Source organism: Stenotrophomonas sp. 115C5 (assembly GCF_056861055.1).
Map to the genome: position 1 here is coordinate 280777 of NZ_JBSPUQ010000002.1, position 20025 is coordinate 300801.

Below are 20025 nucleotides of genomic sequence, written 5' to 3' on the forward strand. Positions count from 1 at the left end.
CGGGGCGTGGCTCGAAAACCGGTGTGTGATGATCGCCGGCGGGCACGAGGCCCCCACGCCCCGCCCGCCGTAGCCGGCAGACGGATTGCCAGCCGGCACCACGCGAGGTGATGCCGGCTGGCAAGCGCAAACTTCATCACAACGACGGGTTTTCGAGTCCCGACCACCGATGCACGGTGGCGCATTAACGATTACCCGCGGCTGTGTGGAATACCAAGGGCTTGAGGCCAATGCCGCCAAAACCCGAGACGTTTTCGGCATTGTCGCATAGCGCGGAAAGGGGCGAGAGCCTTGGCGGGCTAGGCGTACAGGCACTTCTGGAACGGAGTCGTCAGATCCTTCCGTCAAGGATGCAGGGCGCGGCAAATGCGACAGCACTCGCCCATCGGGCATGCGTGATCGCTCATGCAACCGAACCGCTGCGACATCGGCTGGATGGTTTAAATGACTTCCTGCCTATTGAACCTACCGAGTGCCGCGCGCAATCTGACTACCGCTGTAGTCAAGCAAGGCCGTCCTGCCCACAGCAGCAAGGTTCTGCAGCGTTCGAATGGATTCCACCCACTGGCGCAGGCCAAAACAAGGATCACTGCACGTGCAACGCCGCAGCCGACTGCTTCTCTGCGCGGGCCTGGTCCCGCTTCCGTGGTTCCTGTTCTGGACCAGCGTTGCCGCCCTGTTCGCGCCGGGCTACAACCCGCTTGCACAGCACGCCAGCGAACTGCTGCAGGCACCAACGCTTGCAAGCATCTGCGCCAGGATTGCCCCCATCGGCTGCGGCGTGGGCTTCGTGGCGTTTGCCATCGGGGTATGGCGGGAGTCCGGCCGCCGGATTGCCGTAGGCGCGATCTGCTGGATGATCTTTGGCATCTCCATGCTGACCAACGGTCTCTGGCCCATGGGCCATCCGATGCACGGCTTCTACACCATCGGTATCGCAAACATCATTGCACCGGCGATGTCGCACATCGAACTGAGCGCGTGGTCTGCCAACCGAAGGGCGTACGCCGTGACTGCTACGGTGAGCGTCGCGGGGATTGTCTATCTCTGGTTGAACGTGGTGGGAGCGGACCCGGAAGGGTTCAGGGGGCTGACCCAGCGCGTGTTCTCGTCTATCAACTCGCTGTGGCCGTTCCTGGTTGCGCTGTACCTGCTGCGAAGGGGTTCAAGCGCGCTGAAGGCGGAGCCTGCGCATTGATGGATAGGCATGCAGTTGCATGGATGGCTGTTGAGCACGTGGCTTTGAGATGGGGATGAAGATCTTTCGCCGTCAGCTGATCTACGTTCGAGTGCACCAGTACCACTTCATTGCGCGCGTGGTTGGTGGAGACAGGACCATCCGTCGTCAGTGTCATGCCCTTGGCAATCGCGCGGGCCCGATCAAGGACTTTTCGAGTATCCGGCCCCTGCTCAAGGCGATCTTCTCGGAACTCCTGCCTGGGTTCTCTCTCGTCAAGCCGTGGGGGATTCTGCACTTTGATCCGGTTGAGTACCCGGTCACGAAGGAAGAACTGGCCGGGTTCCAGAAGGCTGCCATGGGAAGTGGTGTGAGCTTCTGTTTTCTCTCCACGTGGGAGAAGCGGCATGAAGACAAGGATCTGTTGGAGATGTTCAAGTAGTGCCGGCCCGATACTTCGTTCCAGGTCAGGAAAATTTGTGGTTGGGTCTGTTCGAGGCACTGCGAGAGTCCGCTCTTGGCCGGGAGCGGACATCGTTCGACGATCTGCTGCGTTGATCCTCCGTCGGCCAAAGCACGTGTCTCTCCTTCCCTCAATTGATGATCTCCCCACTCCCCGAAGCAACAAACGCCTTCAACTGCCGGACGAACTCCGCGTCATACAGCTCCCACTCCACAATCTCCCCAACCACCCTCAACGGCTGCGCACTGCGATACGACCGCGTCGGGTTCCCCGGAAACTTCTTGTTGGTCACATTCGGGTCGTCTTCAAACGGTCCAGTCGGCTCCACCACATACACACGCGGCCGACCCTCGCCGCGGGCCATCTCCGCAGCCAGCCCGGCGCCCTTGGCAATCGTGGTGAAGTAGATGTGGTTCATCACCACGCTGTCGCGATAGTTGGAGCGGAAGCCCGCGCTCAGCAACTCGCCCACCGCGAGGTCAGCGCGGGTGCCGTGATAGAACGGCCCGTCGACCTGGTCGCAGGTGTCATGCGAAACGGGTGTCCAATCGGTGTCCTGCGCCATCGCTGCTGCCCCTCTCTGTGCTGCCGGATCGACAGGCCGGCGAGTCTAGGGCGCCCGGTGGGCCTTGCTGCAAGGCCCCATCCGGGAAATAATCTGTAAACGGGAGGCGCAGTGCGCCTCCTTTTTTCATTCTGCGGCGCCGCGCCCTTCCAGCTCGCGCACGGCCGTTTCCAGCGCATCCAGCTTTTCGCGGGTCTTCAGCAGCACGGCGCGCTGCACTTCGAACTCCTCGCGGGTGACCAGGTCCAGCTTGGCCAGGCCGGCCTGCAGCGCGCTCTTGAAGGTGGCCTGCAGTTCCTCGCGCGATTCGCGCAGGCCCGGCGGCACCAGGTCGCTGAGGCGACGGGCGAGGTCATCGATGTGGTTCAGGTCGATCATGGGGTGCTCCGTGGGGGTGGGCCCGTGCATCCGGCGCGGGCAGGCCGTTCGGGCACAAGGATACTGCCGGCACCCATTGCCCGGACAGGCCGCAGCGGCTTCGCACGGGCCTCGTTCAGGCGCTATCCTCCACGCCGGAAGACAGGAGATAGACGATGAAGATGGTCATGGCGGTGATCAAGCCGTTCAAGCTCGACGACGTGCGCGAAGCGCTGGCCGAGCGTGGGGCTACCGGGATCACGGTGACGGAAGTGAAGGGCTTTGGCCGCCAGAAGGGCCACACCGAACTGTACCGCGGCGCGGAGTATGTGGTCGATTTCCTGCCGAAGGTGAAGCTGGAAGTGGCGGTGACCGACGACCAGGTGGAGGCCGTGGTTGAGGCCATCGTGAAGGCGGCGGGCACCGGCAAGATTGGCGACGGCAAGGTGTTCGTGTACGACCTGGGCAGTGTGGTGCGTATTCGTACCGGTGAGCTGGACGCGGACGCGTTGTAACCCGTTCGGCGGGATGTTGTAGAGCCGAGCCTATGCTCGGCTGCATTTCGCGCGATGCAGGAACAGCAGCCGAGCGCGGGCTCGGCTCTACAAAGAGCGGTAAAGCGGTCGAGCGAGCTCGCCCCCTACCGGCGCTTGGCCCACTTGTAGAACCGCTTCCAGCCCCGGCGCACGGCAGCGACCCAGCCGGGGTCGGCCACCAGTGCGGCCTGCGCGGCACTCGGGGCCTGGCCGGTCATGCGCTGGCGGATCTTCAGCAGGTTCTTCATGTCGCTGCGGCGCATCTGCCGGCTGAGCGGGTTGCGGCGCAGCCAGCGCGGGGCGCGCCAGGCGGAGGTGAAGTCCAGCAGCACCGGCACGCCGCCGCTGACCACCACGTTGGTGCCATGCAGGTCGTTGTGGGTGATGCCGGCGGCGTGCAAACGGCTGAGCGCGTGCTGCAGCTGCTCGAACACTTCATTGCCCACGGCCTGCGCGGTGCTCAGGGTCTGGCCGGGAATGAACTCCATGCCCAGTGCCAGGCCACCCAGGGTGCCGAGCAGCGCGGGTGCGTGCTTCCAGCCGCCGAGGCGCTGCAGCATGCGTGCTTCGCGGTGCACCATCAGCCGCGCGATCAGTGAAACGGGAGTGCCGCGGTAGCGGGAGTAGTCCTTGATGACCGCCTCGCGCCCGTCCAGGCAGGTGCGATAGACGTCGGGGGCCAGGAAACGTTCGCCACGCTTGAGCAGCAGCGGGGAGGCGGCGTCATTGCCGCAGGAGGAGGGGGGGAGAGCAGGAAGATACATGTCGGGGTCTCGGACGACCCGGTGGGTGGCGCAAAGCGTCAAGCGAACCGGTGTTACAGGGAGTTACTAAGTTTTCGTTAATTTTAGTACTCGCCAGTTCGCTATTCCACGGTTTGTCGGAGAAATGTCGGGGTCGCGGCTGGAACAGTTCGTCGCGCCCAATCGGACAATTCTGTCTCACTTTGTCTTCGATTCTTTCAGAATCAATATGTTGGGTGTCGCATCGCTTCGTTCATCCGCGGCCCGCTGAACGCCACGCACGTCCAGCTTGACCCCGACGCACGGCCTGCCGACCATAAGCTGTTAATTCGCGACATCGGCGGCCGCCCCTTCCTGGCACGTCCCCGTCCCCTGCCGCGGTCCCCACCGGTGCTGGCCGCTTGGCCGTGCATCGCCCCGTTTCCCATTCCGGCTGCGGCTGGAGGAAAGTGTTTTGATCATCAAAATCGTCATTGCAGCGCTGTTCGTCGCCTGCGTGCTGTACATCCACTTCCGTGGCAAGGTGCGCGCGCGCTGGTCGCGCCAGCTGCTGGACCACTCCAGTTTCATGGCCCCGATCAACGTGGTCATGTACATGTTCTCGAAGGTGCCGACTACGCCGTTCCTGGACCCGGCCAAGGAGTTCCCGCAGCTGGAGCCGCTGCGCCAGAACTGGCAGATGATCCGCGACGAGGCGCTGGCGCTGCGCGATGCGCAGAAGATCGCCGCCTCCAGCACGTTCAACGATGCCGGCTTCAATTCGTTCTTCCGTCGTGGCTGGAAGCGCTTCTACCTGAAGTGGTATGGCCCGTCGCACCCGTCGGCGAAGGCGATGTGCCCGAAGACCACCGCGCTGCTGGAGTCGCTGCCGGACGTGCGTGCGGCGATGTTCGCGCAGCTGCCGTCGGGCAGCGAACTGCGCCCGCACCGCGACCCGTTCGCCGGTTCGCTGCGCCTGCACCTGGGCCTGGCCACGCCGAACAACGACGGCTGCTACATCGAAGTGGACGGCATCAAGAAGAGCTGGCGCGATGGCGAGTGGATGATGTTCGACGAGACCTACATCCACCACGCGCACAACGAGACGCCCGATGACCGCGTGATCCTGTTCTGCGACATCGCCCGCCCGCTGCGCTTCGGCCTGCCGAGCCTGTTCAATCGTGCGGTGGCGGCTACGCTGCTGGCCGGCGGTGCCTCGCCGAACCTGCCGGGTGACCCGACCGGTGGCGTCAACAAGGCGTTTGGCAGTGTCTACAAGGTGCGCCTGAAGGCCAAGGCACTGCGCGAGCGCAGCGTGGTGGCCTACCAGGTGATCAAGTGGGGCCTGGTGGTGGCGGTGATTGCCGGTATCTGGGCGCTCTGAGCGAACCGCCGCCGGGTCGTGCGCGGGGGATGTTGTAGAGCCGAGCCCATGCTCGGCTCTACAGAAAGCAAAAACCCGCGCTGTCGCCAGCGCGGGTTTTTCATTGGGTGGGTGCCGACCGTTGGTCGGCACGCCTTACTTCAGTGCCGCCTGCACAAATGGCGGGGTCACCAGCACGCCGGTGTGCAGCGCGGCGGTGTAGTACAGGGTGTTGAAGGTCTTGGCGGCCGAGTCGGCCTGGCGGAAGTCGAAGCTGCTGTCGCCCTTGCGCGCCATGGTCACGCTCCACCAGCCGGTGGGGTAGCACGGCTGCGGGAACGGCAGGGTCTTGAACGAACCGAAGCCGGCCTTGCCCATCTCGGTGCGCATTTCGTTGATCAGCTCCAGCTGCATCAGCGGCGACTCGGACTGCTGCACCAGGATGCCGTCGTCCTTCAGGGCCTTGAAGCAGCTCTCGTAGAAGGCCTTGTTGAACAGGCCTTCACCCGGGCCGACCGGGTCGGTCGAATCGACGATCACCACGTCCACGCTGCCGGCCGGGCAGTTGGCCATGTAGGCCACGCCGTCGTCGAACAGCAGCTCGGCGCGGGCGTCGTCGTTGGAGTCGCACAGTTCCGGGAAGTGCTTGCGCGCCATCACGGTGACCTGCTCGTCGATATCGCACTGGGTCACGCTCTCCACGCCGGTGTGCTTGAGCACTTCGCGCAGGGTGCCGCAGTCGCCGCCACCGATGATCACCACGCGCTTGGGCGCGGCGTGGGTGAACAGCACCGGGTGGCTGATCATCTCGTGGTAGAAGAAGTTGTCCTTGCTGGTCAGCATGATGGCCCCGTCGATGGTCATCAGGTTGCCCCAGTCGGTGGTCTGGAAGATCTCGATCTTCTGGAACGGCGACTGCACCTCGTCCAGCTTGCCGGTGATGCGGTAGCCGATGGCCGAGCCGGTGCGCTCGAAGTGTTCGATGTACCAGTTGTTGCTGTCAGTCATTGGAAAACAGTCCTGTTCGGAGGGGTGGAGCCGGGCTGGCGGGCGGGGCCGCGTGGCACAGATGCCACATCCGGACGGATCGGCCCGTTCAGGTTGAAACCTGTCACGGGCGCGGGCGCGCATGATAACGAACCTGTGGGCATATAGGCGTTATCATGCCCCCCCTTTTATTGCCAACAAGGCCGACTGAAATGACCGATTGGTCCCTCGACCAAGCCCGCAAGACCTACTCGATCCCGCATTGGGCGGACGGTTACTTCGACGTGGATCAGGCCGGGCACATGGTGGTGAGACCGACCGGGGCGGACGGCCCGGTGGTGTCGCTGCCCAAGGTGGTCGATGCTGCGCGCGCGGCCGGTGCCAAGCTGCCGCTGCTGGTGCGCTTCCCGGACATCCTCGGCCAGCGCCTGGGCAAGCTGCAGGCGGCCTTCGGCCAGGCCCAGCAGGACTGGGAGTACAGCGGCGGCTACACCGCCGTGTACCCGATCAAGGTCAACCAGACCCGCGGCGTGGCCGGCACCCTGGCCAGCCACCACGGCGAGGGCTTCGGCCTGGAAGCGGGCAGCAAGCCCGAGCTGATGGCCGTGCTGGCGCTGTCGCGTCCGGGTGGCCTGATCGTCTGCAATGGCTACAAGGACCGCGAGTACATCCGCCTGGCCCTGATCGGCCGCAAGCTGGGCCTGCAGACCTTCATCGTCATCGAGAAGCCGTCCGAGCTGAAGCTGGTGCTGGAAGAGTCCAAGGCGCTGGACGTGAAGCCGGGCCTGGGCGTGCGCATGCGCCTGGCCTCGCTGGGCGCCGGCAAGTGGCAGAACAGCGGTGGCGACAAGGCCAAGTTCGGCCTGTCGCCGCGCCAGCTGCTGGACCTGTGGAAGTCGCTGCGTGACACCGAGTACGCCGACTGCCTGAACCTGCTGCACTTCCATATGGGCTCGCAGATCTCCAACGTGCGCGACATCGCCAACGGCATGCGCGAAGCCACCCGCTACTTCGTGGAGCTGTCGCGCCTGGGCGCGAAGATCACCCACGTCGACGTGGGTGGTGGCCTGGGCGTGGACTATGAAGGCACCCGTTCGCGCAGCTTCTGCTCGATCAACTACGGCCTGCATTCCTACGCCAGCAACATCGTGCAGCCGCTGGCCAATGCCTGCGAAGAGTTCGGCCTGACCCCGCCGCGCATCGTGACCGAGTGCGGCCGCGCGATGACCGCGCACCACGCGGTGCTGATCGCCAACGTGTCGGAAGTGGAAGAGGCGCAGGAAGGCCGCGTGCCGGACCAGCACGATGACGAGCCGGCGGCGATCCGCCACCTGCGCGAGATCCACGACGAACTGGACGTGCGCCCGGCGGTGGAGCTGTTCCAGGAAGCGCAGCATTTCCATGCCGAAGGCCTGGCAAGCTACGCGCTGGGCCAGATCGACCTGCCGCAGCGTGCGCGCATCGACGATCTGTTCTACGCCATTGCCCACGGCGTGCGTGCGCGCCTGAGCTATGACGAGAAGAGCCATCGCCCGGTGCTGGACGAACTGAACGAGCGCCTGGTCGACAAGTACTTCGTCAACTTCAGCGTGTTCGAATCGATCCCGGACGTGTGGGCGATCGACCAGGTGTTCCCGATCGTGCCCATCGAGCGCCTGGACGAAACCCCGGACCGCCGCGGCATCATCGCCGACATGACCTGCGACTCGGACGGCATGGTGGAAACCTATGTCGAGAACGAGAGCCTGGACAGCTCGCTGCCGCTGCACAAGATGAAGCCTGGTGAGAGCTACCGCATCGGCTTCTTCATGGTCGGCGCCTACCAGGAAATCCTGGGCGACATCCACAACCTGTTCGGCGATACCGACGCGGTGGAAGTGCTGGCCGACGCCGATGGCTACGCCATCACCCAGCAGCGCCGCGGCGACACCACCGACGTGATGCTGGATTACGTGGGTTACCGCCTGGACGAACTGCGTGCGACCTATGCGCAGCGCGTGGCCGAGGCGCAGCTGTCGCCGGAACGCGCGCAGGAGCTGTCGGAGGCACTGGAAGCCGGCCTGACCGGTTACACCTACCTGTCCGACGAACCTCTGGTCTGATGGACAGCGCCGGGCTTGCCCGGCGCTACCGTTGCGATGAGCGCGCGCGCGATCTTCCACCTGTTCCTGCATGCCGCCGTGCCAGCCCTGCTGGCATGGCTGTTCTGGCGCAAGCGCTTCGCCTCGGCGTGGTTGCTGATGCTGCTGGGCTGGATCATCGATCTGGACCACCTGCTGGCCGATCCGATCTACGCACCCAACCGCTGCAGCATCGGTTTCCACCCGCTGCATACCGCACCGGCCATCGCGGTCTATGCAGGGCTGTGCGTGCCGAAGAGAACGCGGTTGTTCGGCATCGGTTTGATCATCCACATCGTGCTGGACGCGATTGACTGCTGGTGGATGCACCACCGTTGATGCTTGATCGATGCTCTTGATGCGTGTCGGCCAAGGACGACACCTACCGGGGGCACGGTGGCCGGCGGAACCGATGCACTGCTTTGGTAGATGCCGACCTTGGTCGGCGCTTTTGATGCGTGTCGGCCAAGGTCGACACCGGGTGCACGATAGTCGGCGGAACCGATGCACTGCTTTGGTAGATGCCGACCTTGGTCGGCGCTTTTGGTGCATGTCGACCAAGGTCGACACCTACCGGAAGCGCGTGAACCGGTAGCGGTGCGTCACCCCAGCGGCAACCACACCGTCGCGCGCAGGCCGGGCTGCGCATTTTCCAGCGTCAAACGCCCGCCATAACTGGCGGCGATATCGCCCACGATTGCCAGGCCCAGCCCGCTGCTGCCCTCGCGCTCATCCAGCCGCACACCGCGCTGGGTGACCTGTGACAGTGACTCCGCGGCCAAGCCCGGGCCGTCGTCGCGTACTTCGATGCGTAGCTGTCCGTCGCTGATGTCCGCAGTGATGTCTACCTGCTGTCGCGCCCACCGCCCGGCGTTGTCCAGCAGGTTGCCCAGCATCTCTTCCAGATCCGCACTGGCACCGGCGAACTGCAACGCTGGATCGATACCTGCGGCCGTGAACGAAATGCCGCGTTCGCCATGCACGCGTGCCATCAACCGGCATAGCGCCTGCGCGACAGCGGCCACGTCGGTGCGCTGGCGATGATCGGCAGCCAGTCCTGCAGCCAGGTAGCGGTCGACGCTGGCCTGCATGCGCGCACTTTGTTCGCGCACAGTGGCACGCCAATGCGTACCGTCGCCGTCGGCCTCGGTGGCCAGCACGCTCAATGGGGTCTTCAGCGCATGCGCCAGGTCCTGTGCACTGGTGCGTGCCCGCGCGACCATGCGCTGCTGGTGCTCCAGCAGTGCGTTGAGTTCTTCACCCAGGGGCGCGACCTCCGCGCCCAAACCGCGCGTCTCGATGCGCTGCGCATCACCGCGCCGCACTCGTTCCAGCTGTGCACCGAGGCGATGCAGCGGACGCAGGCCGAAGTGCACCTGGCTGGCCAGCACCGCCAGCCACGCTGCGACCAGCACACCCAGCGCGATGGCGGTGCGCTGCCGGAACGCGGCAACATCGGCATCCAGCGCGCTGCGGTCGGTGGCAACCACCGCCACGAATGGTTCACTGGCACGTGGCAGGCGCACCTGCTGCACACGTGCGCGCAAGGATTGCTGCAGCGGCCCGGCCAAGTTGCGCGTGGCCGGGCCGGCGGCCGTGGCCGGCAGTGTTTCATCCCACAGCGAGCGCGACTGCAGCAGCACACGGCCATCGGCACCGGCGATCTGCCAGTAGGAACCGGAGAACACCCGCTGGAAGCGCGCGTCATTCGGTTCCTGGCGCAGGCGCAGCTGTCCTTCCGGGTCCACCTCGGCCTGCGCCAGCAGGGTCAGCATGTCCTGCTGCAGTTCGTGGTCCAGCCGATCACGCGCGCTGCGCTTGAACAGTTCGCCCAGCAATGCACTGGCCAGCAGCGAGACCAGCAGCAGGCCAACGCCGCCGGCCAGCAGCAGCCGCCGCCGCAGCGAGGGCTGGCGCGTCACGGTGCCGCCAGCCGCCAACCCTGGCCGCGCACGGTCTGGATCAGATCGATGCCGAGCTTGCGGCGCACGCGCCCCAGCAGCACATCCAGCGCGTTGGAGTCGGGATCCAACCCGCCCTCGAACACCTGCTCGCCCAGACGATCACGGCCGATCACCTGGCCGCTGTGGTGGATGAAGTAACTGAGCAGGCGGAACTCCTGCGGGCTTAGTGCCAGCGGCTGTCCGTCCAGTTCGAAGCGGCCGGCGTTGACGTCCAGCTGCAGCGGCCCGCAGTGCAGGCGCGGGCTGGCATGGCCATGGCTGCGGCGGATCAGGGCGCGCAGGCGCAGCACCAGTTCGTCCGCCTGGAACGGCTTGGTCAGGTAGTCATCGGCGCCGGCATCGAAGCCGGCCAGCTTGTCGTGCCAGCGCCCGCGTGCGGTCAGCACCAGCACCGGAAAGCTGCGGCCATTGCCGCGCCAGCGCTCGATCACGCTCAGTCCGTCCAGGCCGGGCAGGCCGAGGTCAACGATGGCCGCCTGCAGGTCCTCGATCTGGCCGATCTCCTCGGCCTGGCGGCCATCGGCAACCACATGCACCACGTAGCCGGCCTGCTCCAGCAGGGGCACCAGGCGCTGTGCCAGTGCGGCATCGTCTTCGGCCAACAGGATGCGCATCAGTCGTCGAGCTCCGTCTTCAGCAGCTTTCCGCTGCGCGCATCATAGTCCAGCTCTACCACTACGCCGTCGCCGCGCAGGATCTCCACTTCGTAGACGCCATCGTCCAGCTCCACTTCCAGCAGTTGCCCCGGAAAGCGCTTGAGCGCATCGCGCACCACGCTTTCCAATGGCACGTAGCGGCCCTGCTGCACCGCGCGGCGCGCGACCTGCTGCGCCGGGTCCTGAGCGGGCGCGGCGGCGGTCGGGGCGCTGGCCAGGGCCAGCAGCAGGGGCAGGGTGGAGAGCATCGGGGCGGGGGGAGGCTTTAGGAACAGGCGTGAGTGTGCCGGGGGTGACTAACAGCTGGCTAACAGTGCCGGCTAAGGCGCTGTTAACCACGCGGTGCATTGTGGCGTTGCCGGGATGGTCCGGCCACGAACACGAACAGGAGAACCCCCATGTTGAAGTCGCTCACCCTTGCCACTGTTGCTTTGCTGGCCATCGCACCGGCCGTACAGGCCGCGCCGCTGGGCATGGCCCAGGTCGAACAGACCCTGCGCAAGGCCGGTTACACCCAGATCCACGAGATCGAACGCGATGATGGCCTGTGGGAGGCCGACGTGAGCCGCGCCGATGGCCGCTTCAGCGAGGTCTACGTGGACCCGAAGACCGGCGAGATCTTCGACGAGCACAGCAGCCGCGCGCTGTTGACCACCGAGCAGGTGCTGGCACGAGCACAGGCGCATGGCCTGCGCGAGATCCATTCGCTGGAACGCGATGGTGCGACCTGGTCGCTGGAAGCCCGCAATGCACGCAACCAGAAGGTGGACGTGCGCCTGAGCGGTTATGACGGCCGCATCCTGCACAGCGAGCGCGATGGCTGGCTGGATTGACGTTGGCCCATGTAGAGCCGAGCCAATGCTCGGCTTTGCGGCCAACCGTAGCCGAGCATGGGCTCGGCTCTACAGGAGCTGGCTTACCAGCCGTACGGCGGCGGGTAAGCCCAATAGCCCGGCCCGCGGCCGTAATACCCGCCATACGGACCGAAGAAGCCCGGTCCCTTGCCTTCGCTCATGTGGATGTTGACGTTGACCCCGTGGGTCTTGCCCTCATCGGTGGTGTAGTTCTTGCTCAGGTTCAGCGTGGCGGCGTTGTAGTGGCTGTTGCCACCGTTCTTGGAATAGCCGATGCCGGTGGTGAAGCTGCCGGATACCTTGACCTTGTCGTCGGTGACGTCGGCGATCTTCGCGTCGTCGTGCACGCGCGGGCCGCTCTTGTCGCCGTAGTACGTGCCCGGGGGGTCCTGCTGCAGGGCCGGGTCGTTGAGGTAGCGCATCGGCGCCTGCGGCAGCGTCAGATCCAGGCCGGCCGCCTGCGGCGCGGTGGCGCCTGCGGCGGACTGGGCCAGCACGGTTCCCGGCAGGGCCAGGCACAGCAGCAGGGTCAGGGGGCGGATCATGACGGCGCTCCAGCGGACAGGTGGCCACGCAACACGCGGCGGTACAAGCCGACGCTAGCAGGGGTTGCTTGAATGATGCCTGTCGGCGCCCCGTGGAGTCGAGCCATGCTCGGCTGCGGGTGGCAGATGCAGTCGAGCGTGGCTCGACTCTACAAGAGGCGGGCGCTACGGCAACCGCCCGAACCCGAACAGCCCCGTCAGCGGATGCCCGCAGCGCTCGATCCGGGCCCGCAGCAGCTGCGCGCCGATCATTGAATAGGTGATGCCGTTGCCGCCGTAGGCCATGGCGAAGTGCACCCGCGGGCCCCACTGATCGTGCGGGCCGAAGAAAGGCAGGCCGTCCGCCGTTTCGGCGAAGGTGCCGGCCCAGGAAAACGCCGGTACCGGGTCCAGCCGTGGGAACCAATGCCGCAGCTGTTTCATCAGCTTGTCGGCCTTGCGCTGCACGCGCAGGTCGCGGCGGGCGGGGATGTCGATGGCGTCGTCCAGCCCGCCCACCAGCAGGCGGCGCTCGCCGGTGGCGCGCAGGTACAGGTAGGGGCGTGCGCTCTCCCAGACCATCGTGTTGCGCAGCCGGCCCAGCACGTCCGCATCGATGGGGTCGGTGATGAAGGCATAGCTGCTGCGGTTGCGGGCGACGCGTTGATCGAGCCAGCGCTGGTTGGCATAGCCCATCGCCAGCACGACGTGGCGTGCGCGGACCGTGGCACCGGCTTCGGTACGGGCGGTCACCCTGCGCGCGGTGGCATCGAGGCTGTGCAGTACGGTGCGGTCATGCACGTGGCCGCCGCGCCGGCGCACGCGCTGCAGCAGCGCATAGGTCAGCCGATACGGATCGACCCGCGCCGCCTGCCGGGTCAGCAGGGCGCCGCCGGCCTCAACGTCGAAACGTTCCCGCAGTGCCTCCGGGCCCAGCCAGCGGGCATCCAGGCCGATGCTGCGCCGCGCCCCACCTTCGGCCATCAGGCGCGGCACGTCGCGATGGCGGCTGGCCAGATACAGGCTGTCCATGCGCTGGAAATCAACGTCTTTCAGGCCGCGAGCGACCTCTCCCAGGGCCGGAATCGCCTCGGCACACGCACGGTAGGCAAGCGCGGCGGCGTCCTGGCCATAGCGCTGGGCCAGTTCCAGCAGATGGGTATCGATCTCGTACTGCAGCAGCGCGGTGCTGGCGGCGGTACTGCCCCAGCCGATGTCGCGCTGCTCGATGACCGCGACTTCGTGGCCGTGGGCGGACAGTTCATCGGCGATGAGCGCACCGGTGATGCCACCGCCGACCACCAGCACGTCGCTGTGCAGGTCCATTTCCAGCGGTGGGAAGGCGTGGATCAGGCCGTTGCGCACCGCCCACCACGGGTAGCCACTTTTCAGGTCCATGCGCAGCTGCTCAGGCGGTCGGGTGGCCGGTATGTGGGGTCTGGATCAGTTCGGACAGATCGAAGCCCTGCAGGCGGGCGGTGGCCAGATAATGGTCCTGCACGGTGGCGTCCAGCTGCGGTTCGCGGGCCAGCAGCCACAGGTACTTGCGGTCCGGGCTGCCGACCAGCGCCACGCTGTAGTCCGGCGCGACCTGGATCACCCAGTAGTCGCCCTTGGCGAATGGCAACCAGCGCAGGCCCTTGGGCAGGAAGCTCACCTCCAGGCGCGCGCTGTCGTTGTCGACGGCACAGGCCTCGCCGGTGGCTTCCTCGACCTCGCCGTCCATACGACAGCGGTTGGTGACGCCGACGTTGCCGTTGTCGAGCAGGGTGTAGTGCGCCGACACGTCGGTGCAGCCTTCCGGTTCATGGCGCATCGGCAGGCGTGCGATCTCGTACCAGGTGCCCAGGTAGCGGGGCAGCTTGAGGTCGGCAACGGTCTTCAGCGGCGGGTGCTCGGTCATCGGCGGTCGTGGCAGGGGGGGCCTCCACGATGCCGATGGCCTTGCCATGGGCGGGTGAAGCCGGGGCGATGGCCGTGTCCAGAACGTTCCGTCGCCGCTGCGGCGTGCCCGTTGTCACCGGTGCGGCGGTATGCTGCCGCCAGCGCCGTGTTTTCCTGATCCAACCGAAGTGGAGGTGCCGATGTACCAGGTGATCCTGTTGAAGAGTGAATCCGCGTTCGCACGCGAACAGTGGCCGCAGGTCGATGACCTGGTGGACTACGAAGGCGTGGCCTACAGCCTGCGTGCCGGCCCGCGCCAGCCGCTGCCGACCGACCACGACTGGCACCCGGTGGCGGTGTACGCGCCCGATGAGATCACCGAGGAAGAGTTCCAGGACTGGTACGCGCTGCAGCAGCCGGCCGTGGAAGAGCTGCGCCTGAAGTACTGAATACCGCCCATCCGCCCTTTACCGCCTGTGCCGTATAGTCGCGCGCAGGCGCGGTGGTCCGCGCGAACCGGTGTGGCTGGCGTGTCTTCTTTCCTGCGAACGATCCGTGCACGGGGGCTCTGGTGGGTCCTGATGCTGTGCACCGCCCTCCTGCTGTCCGCGCCGGTGCTGGCACAGGATGAGGACCCGACGCCAAAGCAGCAGCTGGCGGATATCGATTCCAGGCTGAAGGAGATCGATCGCAAGCGTGGCGATGCTGAAGCCATCGAGACGCTGGCGATGCTGTCGGAGAATGCCTCGCAGGCACGGCGTGATGCTGAGGCGCTGGAAAAGGCGCTGCAGCCCCAGCTGGTTCGCCTCGACGAACAACTGGCGCAGCTGGGCACGCCTGCCGAGGGCACCACCGAGCCGCCCGAACTGGCGGCGCAACGGCGCACGATAAACAAGCAGCGCGACGGACTGGCCGCGTCGGTGGCGCAGGCCAAGACCAGCGCCGTGCGTGCCCAGCAGCTGGCAGCCGACATCGACCAGCAGCGCACTGCGCAGCGCGCCGAAGACATGGGGAAGAAGGTCGCCTCGCCGTTGTCTCCGGCACTGTGGAGCAAGGTGGCCGAGCGCCTGCCGATTGATATCGCACGCGTCGCGCCGTTGGCCGAGCAGGGGCGCGATACGTTCGTTGCCGGCATCCGGGCCAATGGCTGGGGCACGCCGTTGCTGGGCATGATCGCCGCGCTGGTGATGATGTTCCCGCTGCGGTTGTGGCTGCGTAGGCTGGGGCGGCGCTTTGCGGCGTCGGAGCGTGCGCCCGATGGTCGCCTGCGCCGTTCCGGCCTGGCCATGTGGTTGTTGCTGGTCGGCACGTTGCTGCCCGGCTATGCCGTGGTGGTGCTGATGGCGGCGCTGGACGCCATCGATGCCATCGCGCCGCGCCTGCAGGTGGTGGCCGACGGCCTGGAGACGGCCACCTTCCGTGCCGCCTTCATCGCTGCACTCAGCGCCTGCATGCTGGTGCCCAAGCGTCCGTCGTGGCGGTTGCTGAATCTGGATGACACTGCCGCACTCAAGCTGCGCAAGTACGCGTGGGGCGCGGCGGCACTGGCCTGGCTGAGTACGGTGCTGGTCGCCCTCGACCAGGCCACGCGCACCAGCGATGTCACCACGGTTGCGCTGGATGGTCTGATTGCCCTGACCTACCTGGGCCTGATCATGGCCATGCTGGTGACCCTGGCACGCCTGCATCGCCGGCAGACCGCCGAGGCCGAGGCCAAGCTGGAGGCACAGGCCGATGGCGTGGGCGCGGCCACGCCGGTGCGTCGCAGCAGCTGGCTGGTATTGGCACGCGTGGCGGGCAACGTCGCGGTGGTGGCCGCCATCGTCGCGACGTTGCTGGGCTACCTGAATTTCGCCAAGTTCGTGAACCAGCAGTTGATTGGCGGCAGCATCGTGGTGCTGGCGGCGACCCTGCTGTTCAAGTTCGTCGATGACTTCAGCACGTGGATGCTCAATGCCGACAGCAAGGTGGGCCAGACCATCCTGCTCAGCACCGGCCTGAGCGTGTCGCGCCTGGAACAGGCCGGCGTGCTGCTGTCGGCGGCGCTGCGTACCGTGGTCGTGCTGCTCACGCTGCTTGCCCTGGTGGCGCCGTTCGGCAACATCGGCGCAGTGGTGGAGCGATTCACTTCACTGTTCACGACCGGATTCGATATCGGTGGCACCAAGCTGGCACCGGCGGGGATCGTGATGGCGGTACTGGCGCTGCTGGCTGGCCTGGCGATTACCCAGCTGGTGCAGCGCTGGCTGACCGACACCTATCTGCCCAAGACCGAACTGGATCTGGGCGCACGCAATTCGGTCAGCACCGTCGCCCGTTACGTCGGCATCATCATCGCGGTGATCTGGGCGCTGAGCGCGATGGGCCTGCAGCTGAGCAAGCTGGCACTGCTGGTCAGCGCGCTGTCGGTGGGTATTGGTTTCGGCCTGCAGGTGATCACCCAGAACTTCGTCTCCGGCCTGATCCTGCTGGCCGAGCGCCCGGTGAAGATCGGCGACTGGGTGAAGCTGGGGGACCAGGAGGGCGACATCCGCCGCATCAGCCTGCGCTCGACCGAGATCCAGGTGGGGGACAAATCGACCCTGATCGTGCCCAACTCCGAGCTGGTCACCAAGACCGTACGCAACATGACAATGGGCAACAACCAGGGCCGCATCCAGATCCAGTTCGCGGTGCCGCCCAGCACCGATGTCGGCAACCTGCGGCAGGCGCTGCTGGATGCGTACACCGCGCACACCAACGTGCTGAAGCAGCCGGCACCAACGGTCTACATCGACAGCATTGCCGGTGGCCAGATCACCATCAACAGCTTCGCGTACGTAGCCAGCCCGCGGCAGGTGTATGCCACCCGCAGCGATCTGTATTTCAGCCTGCTGCAGATCCTGGCGGAGCGGAACATTCCGCTGTCGACCCCGACCGACATCCACATCACCCGCGATCCGCAGGAGTAGGGAGTGTTCTGCAGGGCTGCGCCCTGCACCCGCCGAAGCAACGTCAACCGCAAGAGCAACAGCAAAAGCTGGCATTCCGAGGATTGGCGGGGTGGGTCCGGTTGCGGGAGACGCCGTAAACCCATCCTTGGGGGCTTGGCCGCGGCATCCATGCCGCGGACACTCCCGCAACCGGCCCCACCCCGCCTTCGACAGATTTCCGCGATCTGTTGGAATTGCTTTTGGGGTCAGATCCGTTTTCCGTAGGAAAACGGATCTGACCCCATTTTGATTTTCGATATCTGACAGATTGTGTCGACCAAGGTCGACACCTACCGACAGCCGCAGGAATCTGTCAGAGGTGGGGCGGGGGGGGGGGGGGGGGGGGGGGGGGGGGGGGGGGGGGGGGGGCGCCGCGCCGCGGGGGGGGGGGGGGGGGGCGGCCGCGGAGTGCGGGGTGTCAGCCGCATGGATGCGGCTGCCAAGCCTCCAAGGACGGATTCACGGCGTCCCCGCACTCCGACACCGCCCCACCCAACCACGGAATGCACGCTGTTGCCGTTGCTGTTTCTCCGGCTTGTAGCGGGTGGCAGGGCGCAGCCCTGCAAAGAAACCCCTACCCTCGCGGTCGGCTGCGCGAGGGCACCAGTGCGAACGTATCCACCGCCAGTTTCTCGGCATGATTCAACCACGCGCGGATCTCCAGATCATCCACTTCGTGGTCCAGCCCGAACGACACGTTGATCTTGCCGTTGGCATCGGGCTGCACCCACTGCTGGGCCAGCACCACCTTGCGCTGCGAGGACACCGCCTCGATCCAGAAGCCGCGATCCGGGCGCGTGCTCGCCACCAGCTGCAGCATGTACTGGCCGGCGCGGGTACGGCGGCCCTTCTGGGTGATCATGTGTGCCTGGCGCACGCTCGGGCGCGGGCCCTGGAAGGCGTCCAGCGGTGCATCCACCGCGATGCCGCCACGCAGGTCGTTGTCGCGGTACAGCTTGATGCCGTTGTCACGGTTGACCAGCAGGGCGCACCAGTCCCCGTCGGCCGAGCCATCCTCGAACGCGGTGCAGCGGTCGACATAGGCCAGGGTGTTGTCCGGGTTGGCATCATCGAACTGGCGCGAAGTGTTTTCCAGATACACGGACTTCAAACCCCAGTCCTTGTCGTACTCCAGCAACACCGGTGGCTGCACATGCTGCAGGCCGACCACCACCTGGTCATCGCCATCGATCTTCAGTTCGCGGGTCGGTTCACCCAGCCACAGCGAGCGGGCGAAGGCGAGGTACTGCGGGTAATCGCGGCCGCCATCGCGCTGGGTGGCCACGCTGGCGCTGGGCGCGCGCTGGGTATCGATCAGCGAACGGCCAAAGCCCATCGTCTTCAGGTTCGGGTCCAGCAGGCTGAGCAGGGTCGCACCCGAATCCAGGGTGGTGCCGGCGTCGGCGCTGAGCTGCTGCGGGGCAATGCCATCGCCCAGGAACAGCAGCAGGTTCTCGCGCTTCTGCCGGGTCAGGATGTGGGTCAGATCGTTGGGCATCGCCAGGTGATCGGAGGCGATCACGATCAGTGTGTCCTTGCCGTACGGGCTGGCCTGGATGCGCTGCACCAGCTGCGAGATCAGCCGGTCGCTGCACTTGAGCGCGTTGAGCATGTTGATGTTGCCGTACTGGCTCTGGTAGCGCTCGCCCTTGCACGACACCGGCAGATGGCCGGCTGGGTGATGGGTATCCATGGTCAGCGTGGTCAGCATGAACGGCGAGCCGGCGCGCGAGAGCTGCTCGAAGCGCTGGTAGGCGGTGTCCAGCAGCACATCGTCATGCACGCCCCAGGCCGAGTAGTGGATGCGGCCGATCTTCTTCTGCTGCTTGAACCAGGCCAGGTCATGCACTTCATCGAAACCGTGGCTGGCCAGGAACTGGCCCTTGCCGGCGAACTGGCCGTTGGCACCGCCCAGATAGTGGTTGGTATAGCCCTGCTGCTTCAGGTAGTCGCCCAGGCATACCGCCTTGGGCAGGAAGCTGCCCATGCGGTCCATGCTGTTCTCATCGCCCTGCGAGGTGGTCAGCGGTACGCCGCACATCGACGACACCAGGCCGGCGATGGTCCAACCGCTGCCTTCGGCCGAGGCCAGCCCGCGCACGTCCAGCGACTTTGTGGCCAGGCGGTTGAGATTGGGCATCAGGCCCGGGAACACGTTCTCATCCAGGTAGGTGCGCTCCAGGCTTTCGCCGTAGATCCAGACGATGTTGCGCGGGCGCTGCAGCGGCTGCGTCGGCACCTGGTACTCGGGGGCGATGCGGGCGAAGTCGACCGGGCGCAGCTGCTGGTACAGGCGCTGGCCGTCGCGGGCCAGCGGGCTGATCATGATCGTGGCCACCCATACCGCAGCGAAGCCCGCGAACCAGGCAGCGCCGTGGCCGGACTGGCGCCAGCGCTTCACCCGCGTGGCGAACAGCGGCAGCAGCGAGACCAGTGCCAGCACGATGAAGCCGGCGATGTAACCCTTGAAGTCGGAGACGCCGGCGCCTTCCATGTCGGCGCCCAGGTGGTACAGGGTGGCGGCGTTGAGCCCGTCACCGGACAGCTTGTCGATCAGCCACCATGCGCTGAGCGTGAGCAGCAGCAGCGAGAACGCACCGGCCTTCCACCACACCCACTTGTCGGACGCGAGGAACAACCAGCACAGCAGCAACAACGACAGCAGCAGTATCCAGAGCATAGGCAGCTTCGGCAGTGACGGGGTGGTGGTGATGGACGTCGTACCGACGCGTGTCCATCCGACCGGCGCTGCCGCAAGCACATGCATGTGACAGGCCGATGACCCGATAGTGCATGCACGAACCTGACTGAAATGTTTGTTGAAATGACGCGCGTGAAATCGCGCTCAGAAGGTAAAACGAGCGTGAAATGATTCGTTGGG

Annotated in this window: 20 protein-coding genes; 9 read left to right on the top strand and 11 right to left on the bottom strand. The window is 65.9% G+C overall.

Annotated elements, in window-relative coordinates; genetic code table 11:
- Nucleotides 1-595: 595 nt before the first annotated feature.
- On the top strand, nucleotides 596-1198 hold the full coding sequence (locus tag AC13FN_RS04700) for a DUF998 domain-containing protein (RefSeq protein WP_329923777.1): 603 nt from the start codon (nucleotides 596-598) through the stop codon (nucleotides 1196-1198).
- A 55-nt stretch (nucleotides 1199-1253) separates the two neighbouring features.
- Entirely contained in the window at nucleotides 1254-1619 is a 366-nt protein-coding gene (locus tag AC13FN_RS04705) for a hypothetical protein (protein ID WP_026347203.1), read from the top strand.
- Between the two features lie 151 nt (nucleotides 1620-1770).
- Here the strand turns inward: AC13FN_RS04705 and arr are convergent, their stop codons facing one another.
- Together arr and ubiK are read right to left on the bottom strand one after the other, a co-directional pair.
- Nucleotides 1771-2205: an NAD(+)--rifampin ADP-ribosyltransferase gene (gene arr, locus AC13FN_RS04710; protein ID WP_329923720.1), complete on the bottom strand. Its 435-nt coding sequence runs from the start codon at nucleotides 2203-2205 to the stop codon at nucleotides 1771-1773.
- A 126-nt stretch (nucleotides 2206-2331) separates the two neighbouring features.
- Nucleotides 2332-2583, bottom strand: a complete 252-nt coding sequence (ubiK, locus tag AC13FN_RS04715) for a ubiquinone biosynthesis accessory factor UbiK (RefSeq protein ID WP_049456468.1) — start codon at nucleotides 2581-2583, stop codon at nucleotides 2332-2334.
- Nucleotides 2584-2738: 155 nt separating this feature from the next.
- Here ubiK and AC13FN_RS04720 point away from each other — a divergent pair, with 155 nt between their 5' ends.
- Entirely contained in the window at nucleotides 2739-3077 is a 339-nt protein-coding gene (locus AC13FN_RS04720; protein ID WP_478488866.1) for a P-II family nitrogen regulator, read from the top strand.
- Nucleotides 3078-3202: 125 nt separating this feature from the next.
- Here the strand turns inward: AC13FN_RS04720 and AC13FN_RS04725 are convergent, their stop codons facing one another.
- Nucleotides 3203-3862 carry an RIO1 family regulatory kinase/ATPase domain-containing protein gene (locus AC13FN_RS04725; RefSeq protein WP_401742241.1) on the bottom strand — a complete coding sequence of 220 codons (660 nt, stop codon included), beginning with the start codon at nucleotides 3860-3862 and terminating at the stop codon, nucleotides 3203-3205.
- A gap of 436 nt (nucleotides 3863-4298) precedes the next feature.
- On the opposite strand from AC13FN_RS04725, the gene AC13FN_RS04730 reads away from it, so the two are divergent.
- Nucleotides 4299-5204 (top strand): aspartyl/asparaginyl beta-hydroxylase domain-containing protein, encoded by a 906-nt coding sequence (locus AC13FN_RS04730; RefSeq protein WP_049435834.1) that lies wholly within the window; start codon nucleotides 4299-4301, stop codon nucleotides 5202-5204.
- Between the two features lie 135 nt (nucleotides 5205-5339).
- Here AC13FN_RS04730 and speE read toward each other — a convergent pair whose 3' ends face one another.
- On the bottom strand, nucleotides 5340-6191 hold the full coding sequence (gene speE, locus AC13FN_RS04735; protein WP_005411371.1) for a polyamine aminopropyltransferase: 852 nt from the start codon (nucleotides 6189-6191) through the stop codon (nucleotides 5340-5342).
- Between the two features lie 191 nt (nucleotides 6192-6382).
- On the opposite strand from speE, the gene speA reads away from it, so the two are divergent.
- Together speA and AC13FN_RS04745 are read left to right on the top strand one after the other, a co-directional pair.
- The gene (gene speA, locus AC13FN_RS04740) at nucleotides 6383-8272 is read left to right on the top strand and encodes an arginine decarboxylase (RefSeq protein ID WP_012512349.1); all 1890 of its coding nucleotides are present in this window, start codon (nucleotides 6383-6385) and stop codon (nucleotides 8270-8272) included.
- A gap of 36 nt (nucleotides 8273-8308) precedes the next feature.
- A complete protein-coding gene (locus AC13FN_RS04745; RefSeq protein ID WP_019661547.1) occupies nucleotides 8309-8629 on the top strand; it encodes a DUF6122 family protein in 321 nt (106 codons plus the stop codon).
- Nucleotides 8630-8892: 263 nt separating this feature from the next.
- On the opposite strand, the gene AC13FN_RS04750 is transcribed toward AC13FN_RS04745, so the two are convergent.
- Genes AC13FN_RS04750 through AC13FN_RS04760 form a run of 3 tightly spaced genes read right to left on the bottom strand, consistent with a single transcriptional unit; the run spans nucleotide 8893 to nucleotide 11158 of the window.
- Nucleotides 8893-10212 (bottom strand): sensor histidine kinase, encoded by a 1320-nt coding sequence (locus tag AC13FN_RS04750; RefSeq protein ID WP_054172672.1) that lies wholly within the window; start codon nucleotides 10210-10212, stop codon nucleotides 8893-8895.
- Complete coding sequence (locus AC13FN_RS04755; RefSeq protein WP_049435726.1) at nucleotides 10209-10868, bottom strand: response regulator transcription factor; 660 nt, start codon at nucleotides 10866-10868, stop codon at nucleotides 10209-10211. The genes AC13FN_RS04750 and AC13FN_RS04755 overlap by 4 nt, the downstream gene beginning before the upstream one ends.
- Complete coding sequence (locus AC13FN_RS04760; protein ID WP_005411366.1) at nucleotides 10868-11158, bottom strand: PepSY domain-containing protein; 291 nt, start codon at nucleotides 11156-11158, stop codon at nucleotides 10868-10870. Before AC13FN_RS04760 ends, AC13FN_RS04755 begins: the two co-directional genes overlap by 1 nt.
- A 150-nt stretch (nucleotides 11159-11308) precedes the next feature.
- On the opposite strand from AC13FN_RS04760, the gene AC13FN_RS04765 reads away from it, so the two are divergent.
- A complete protein-coding gene (locus tag AC13FN_RS04765; protein ID WP_046984202.1) occupies nucleotides 11309-11743 on the top strand; it encodes a PepSY domain-containing protein in 435 nt (144 codons plus the stop codon).
- 83 nt (nucleotides 11744-11826) lie between these two features.
- Here the strand turns inward: AC13FN_RS04765 and AC13FN_RS04770 are convergent, their stop codons facing one another.
- From AC13FN_RS04770 to AC13FN_RS04780, 3 genes are all read right to left on the bottom strand, one after another.
- Entirely contained in the window at nucleotides 11827-12309 is a 483-nt protein-coding gene (locus AC13FN_RS04770; RefSeq protein ID WP_482984599.1) for a hypothetical protein, read from the bottom strand.
- A 165-nt stretch (nucleotides 12310-12474) separates the two neighbouring features.
- A complete protein-coding gene (locus AC13FN_RS04775; RefSeq protein WP_482984600.1) occupies nucleotides 12475-13686 on the bottom strand; it encodes an NAD(P)/FAD-dependent oxidoreductase in 1212 nt (403 codons plus the stop codon).
- A gap of 10 nt (nucleotides 13687-13696) precedes the next feature.
- On the bottom strand, nucleotides 13697-14191 hold the full coding sequence (locus AC13FN_RS04780) for a lipocalin family protein (protein ID WP_054172666.1): 495 nt from the start codon (nucleotides 14189-14191) through the stop codon (nucleotides 13697-13699).
- Nucleotides 14192-14372: 181 nt separating this feature from the next.
- On the opposite strand from AC13FN_RS04780, the gene AC13FN_RS04785 reads away from it, so the two are divergent.
- Entirely contained in the window at nucleotides 14373-14621 is a 249-nt protein-coding gene (locus AC13FN_RS04785) for a hypothetical protein (protein WP_049422925.1), read from the top strand.
- Nucleotides 14622-14753: 132 nt separating this feature from the next.
- Entirely contained in the window at nucleotides 14754-17123 is a 2370-nt protein-coding gene (locus AC13FN_RS04790; RefSeq protein ID WP_329923709.1) for a DUF3772 domain-containing protein, read from the top strand.
- A gap of 595 nt (nucleotides 17124-17718) precedes the next feature.
- Here AC13FN_RS04790 and AC13FN_RS04795 read toward each other — a convergent pair.
- On the bottom strand, nucleotides 17719-19824 hold the full coding sequence (locus tag AC13FN_RS04795) for a phosphoglycerol transferase I (RefSeq protein ID WP_482985271.1): 2106 nt from the start codon (nucleotides 19822-19824) through the stop codon (nucleotides 17719-17721).
- Nucleotides 19825-20025: the final 201 nt, after the last annotated feature.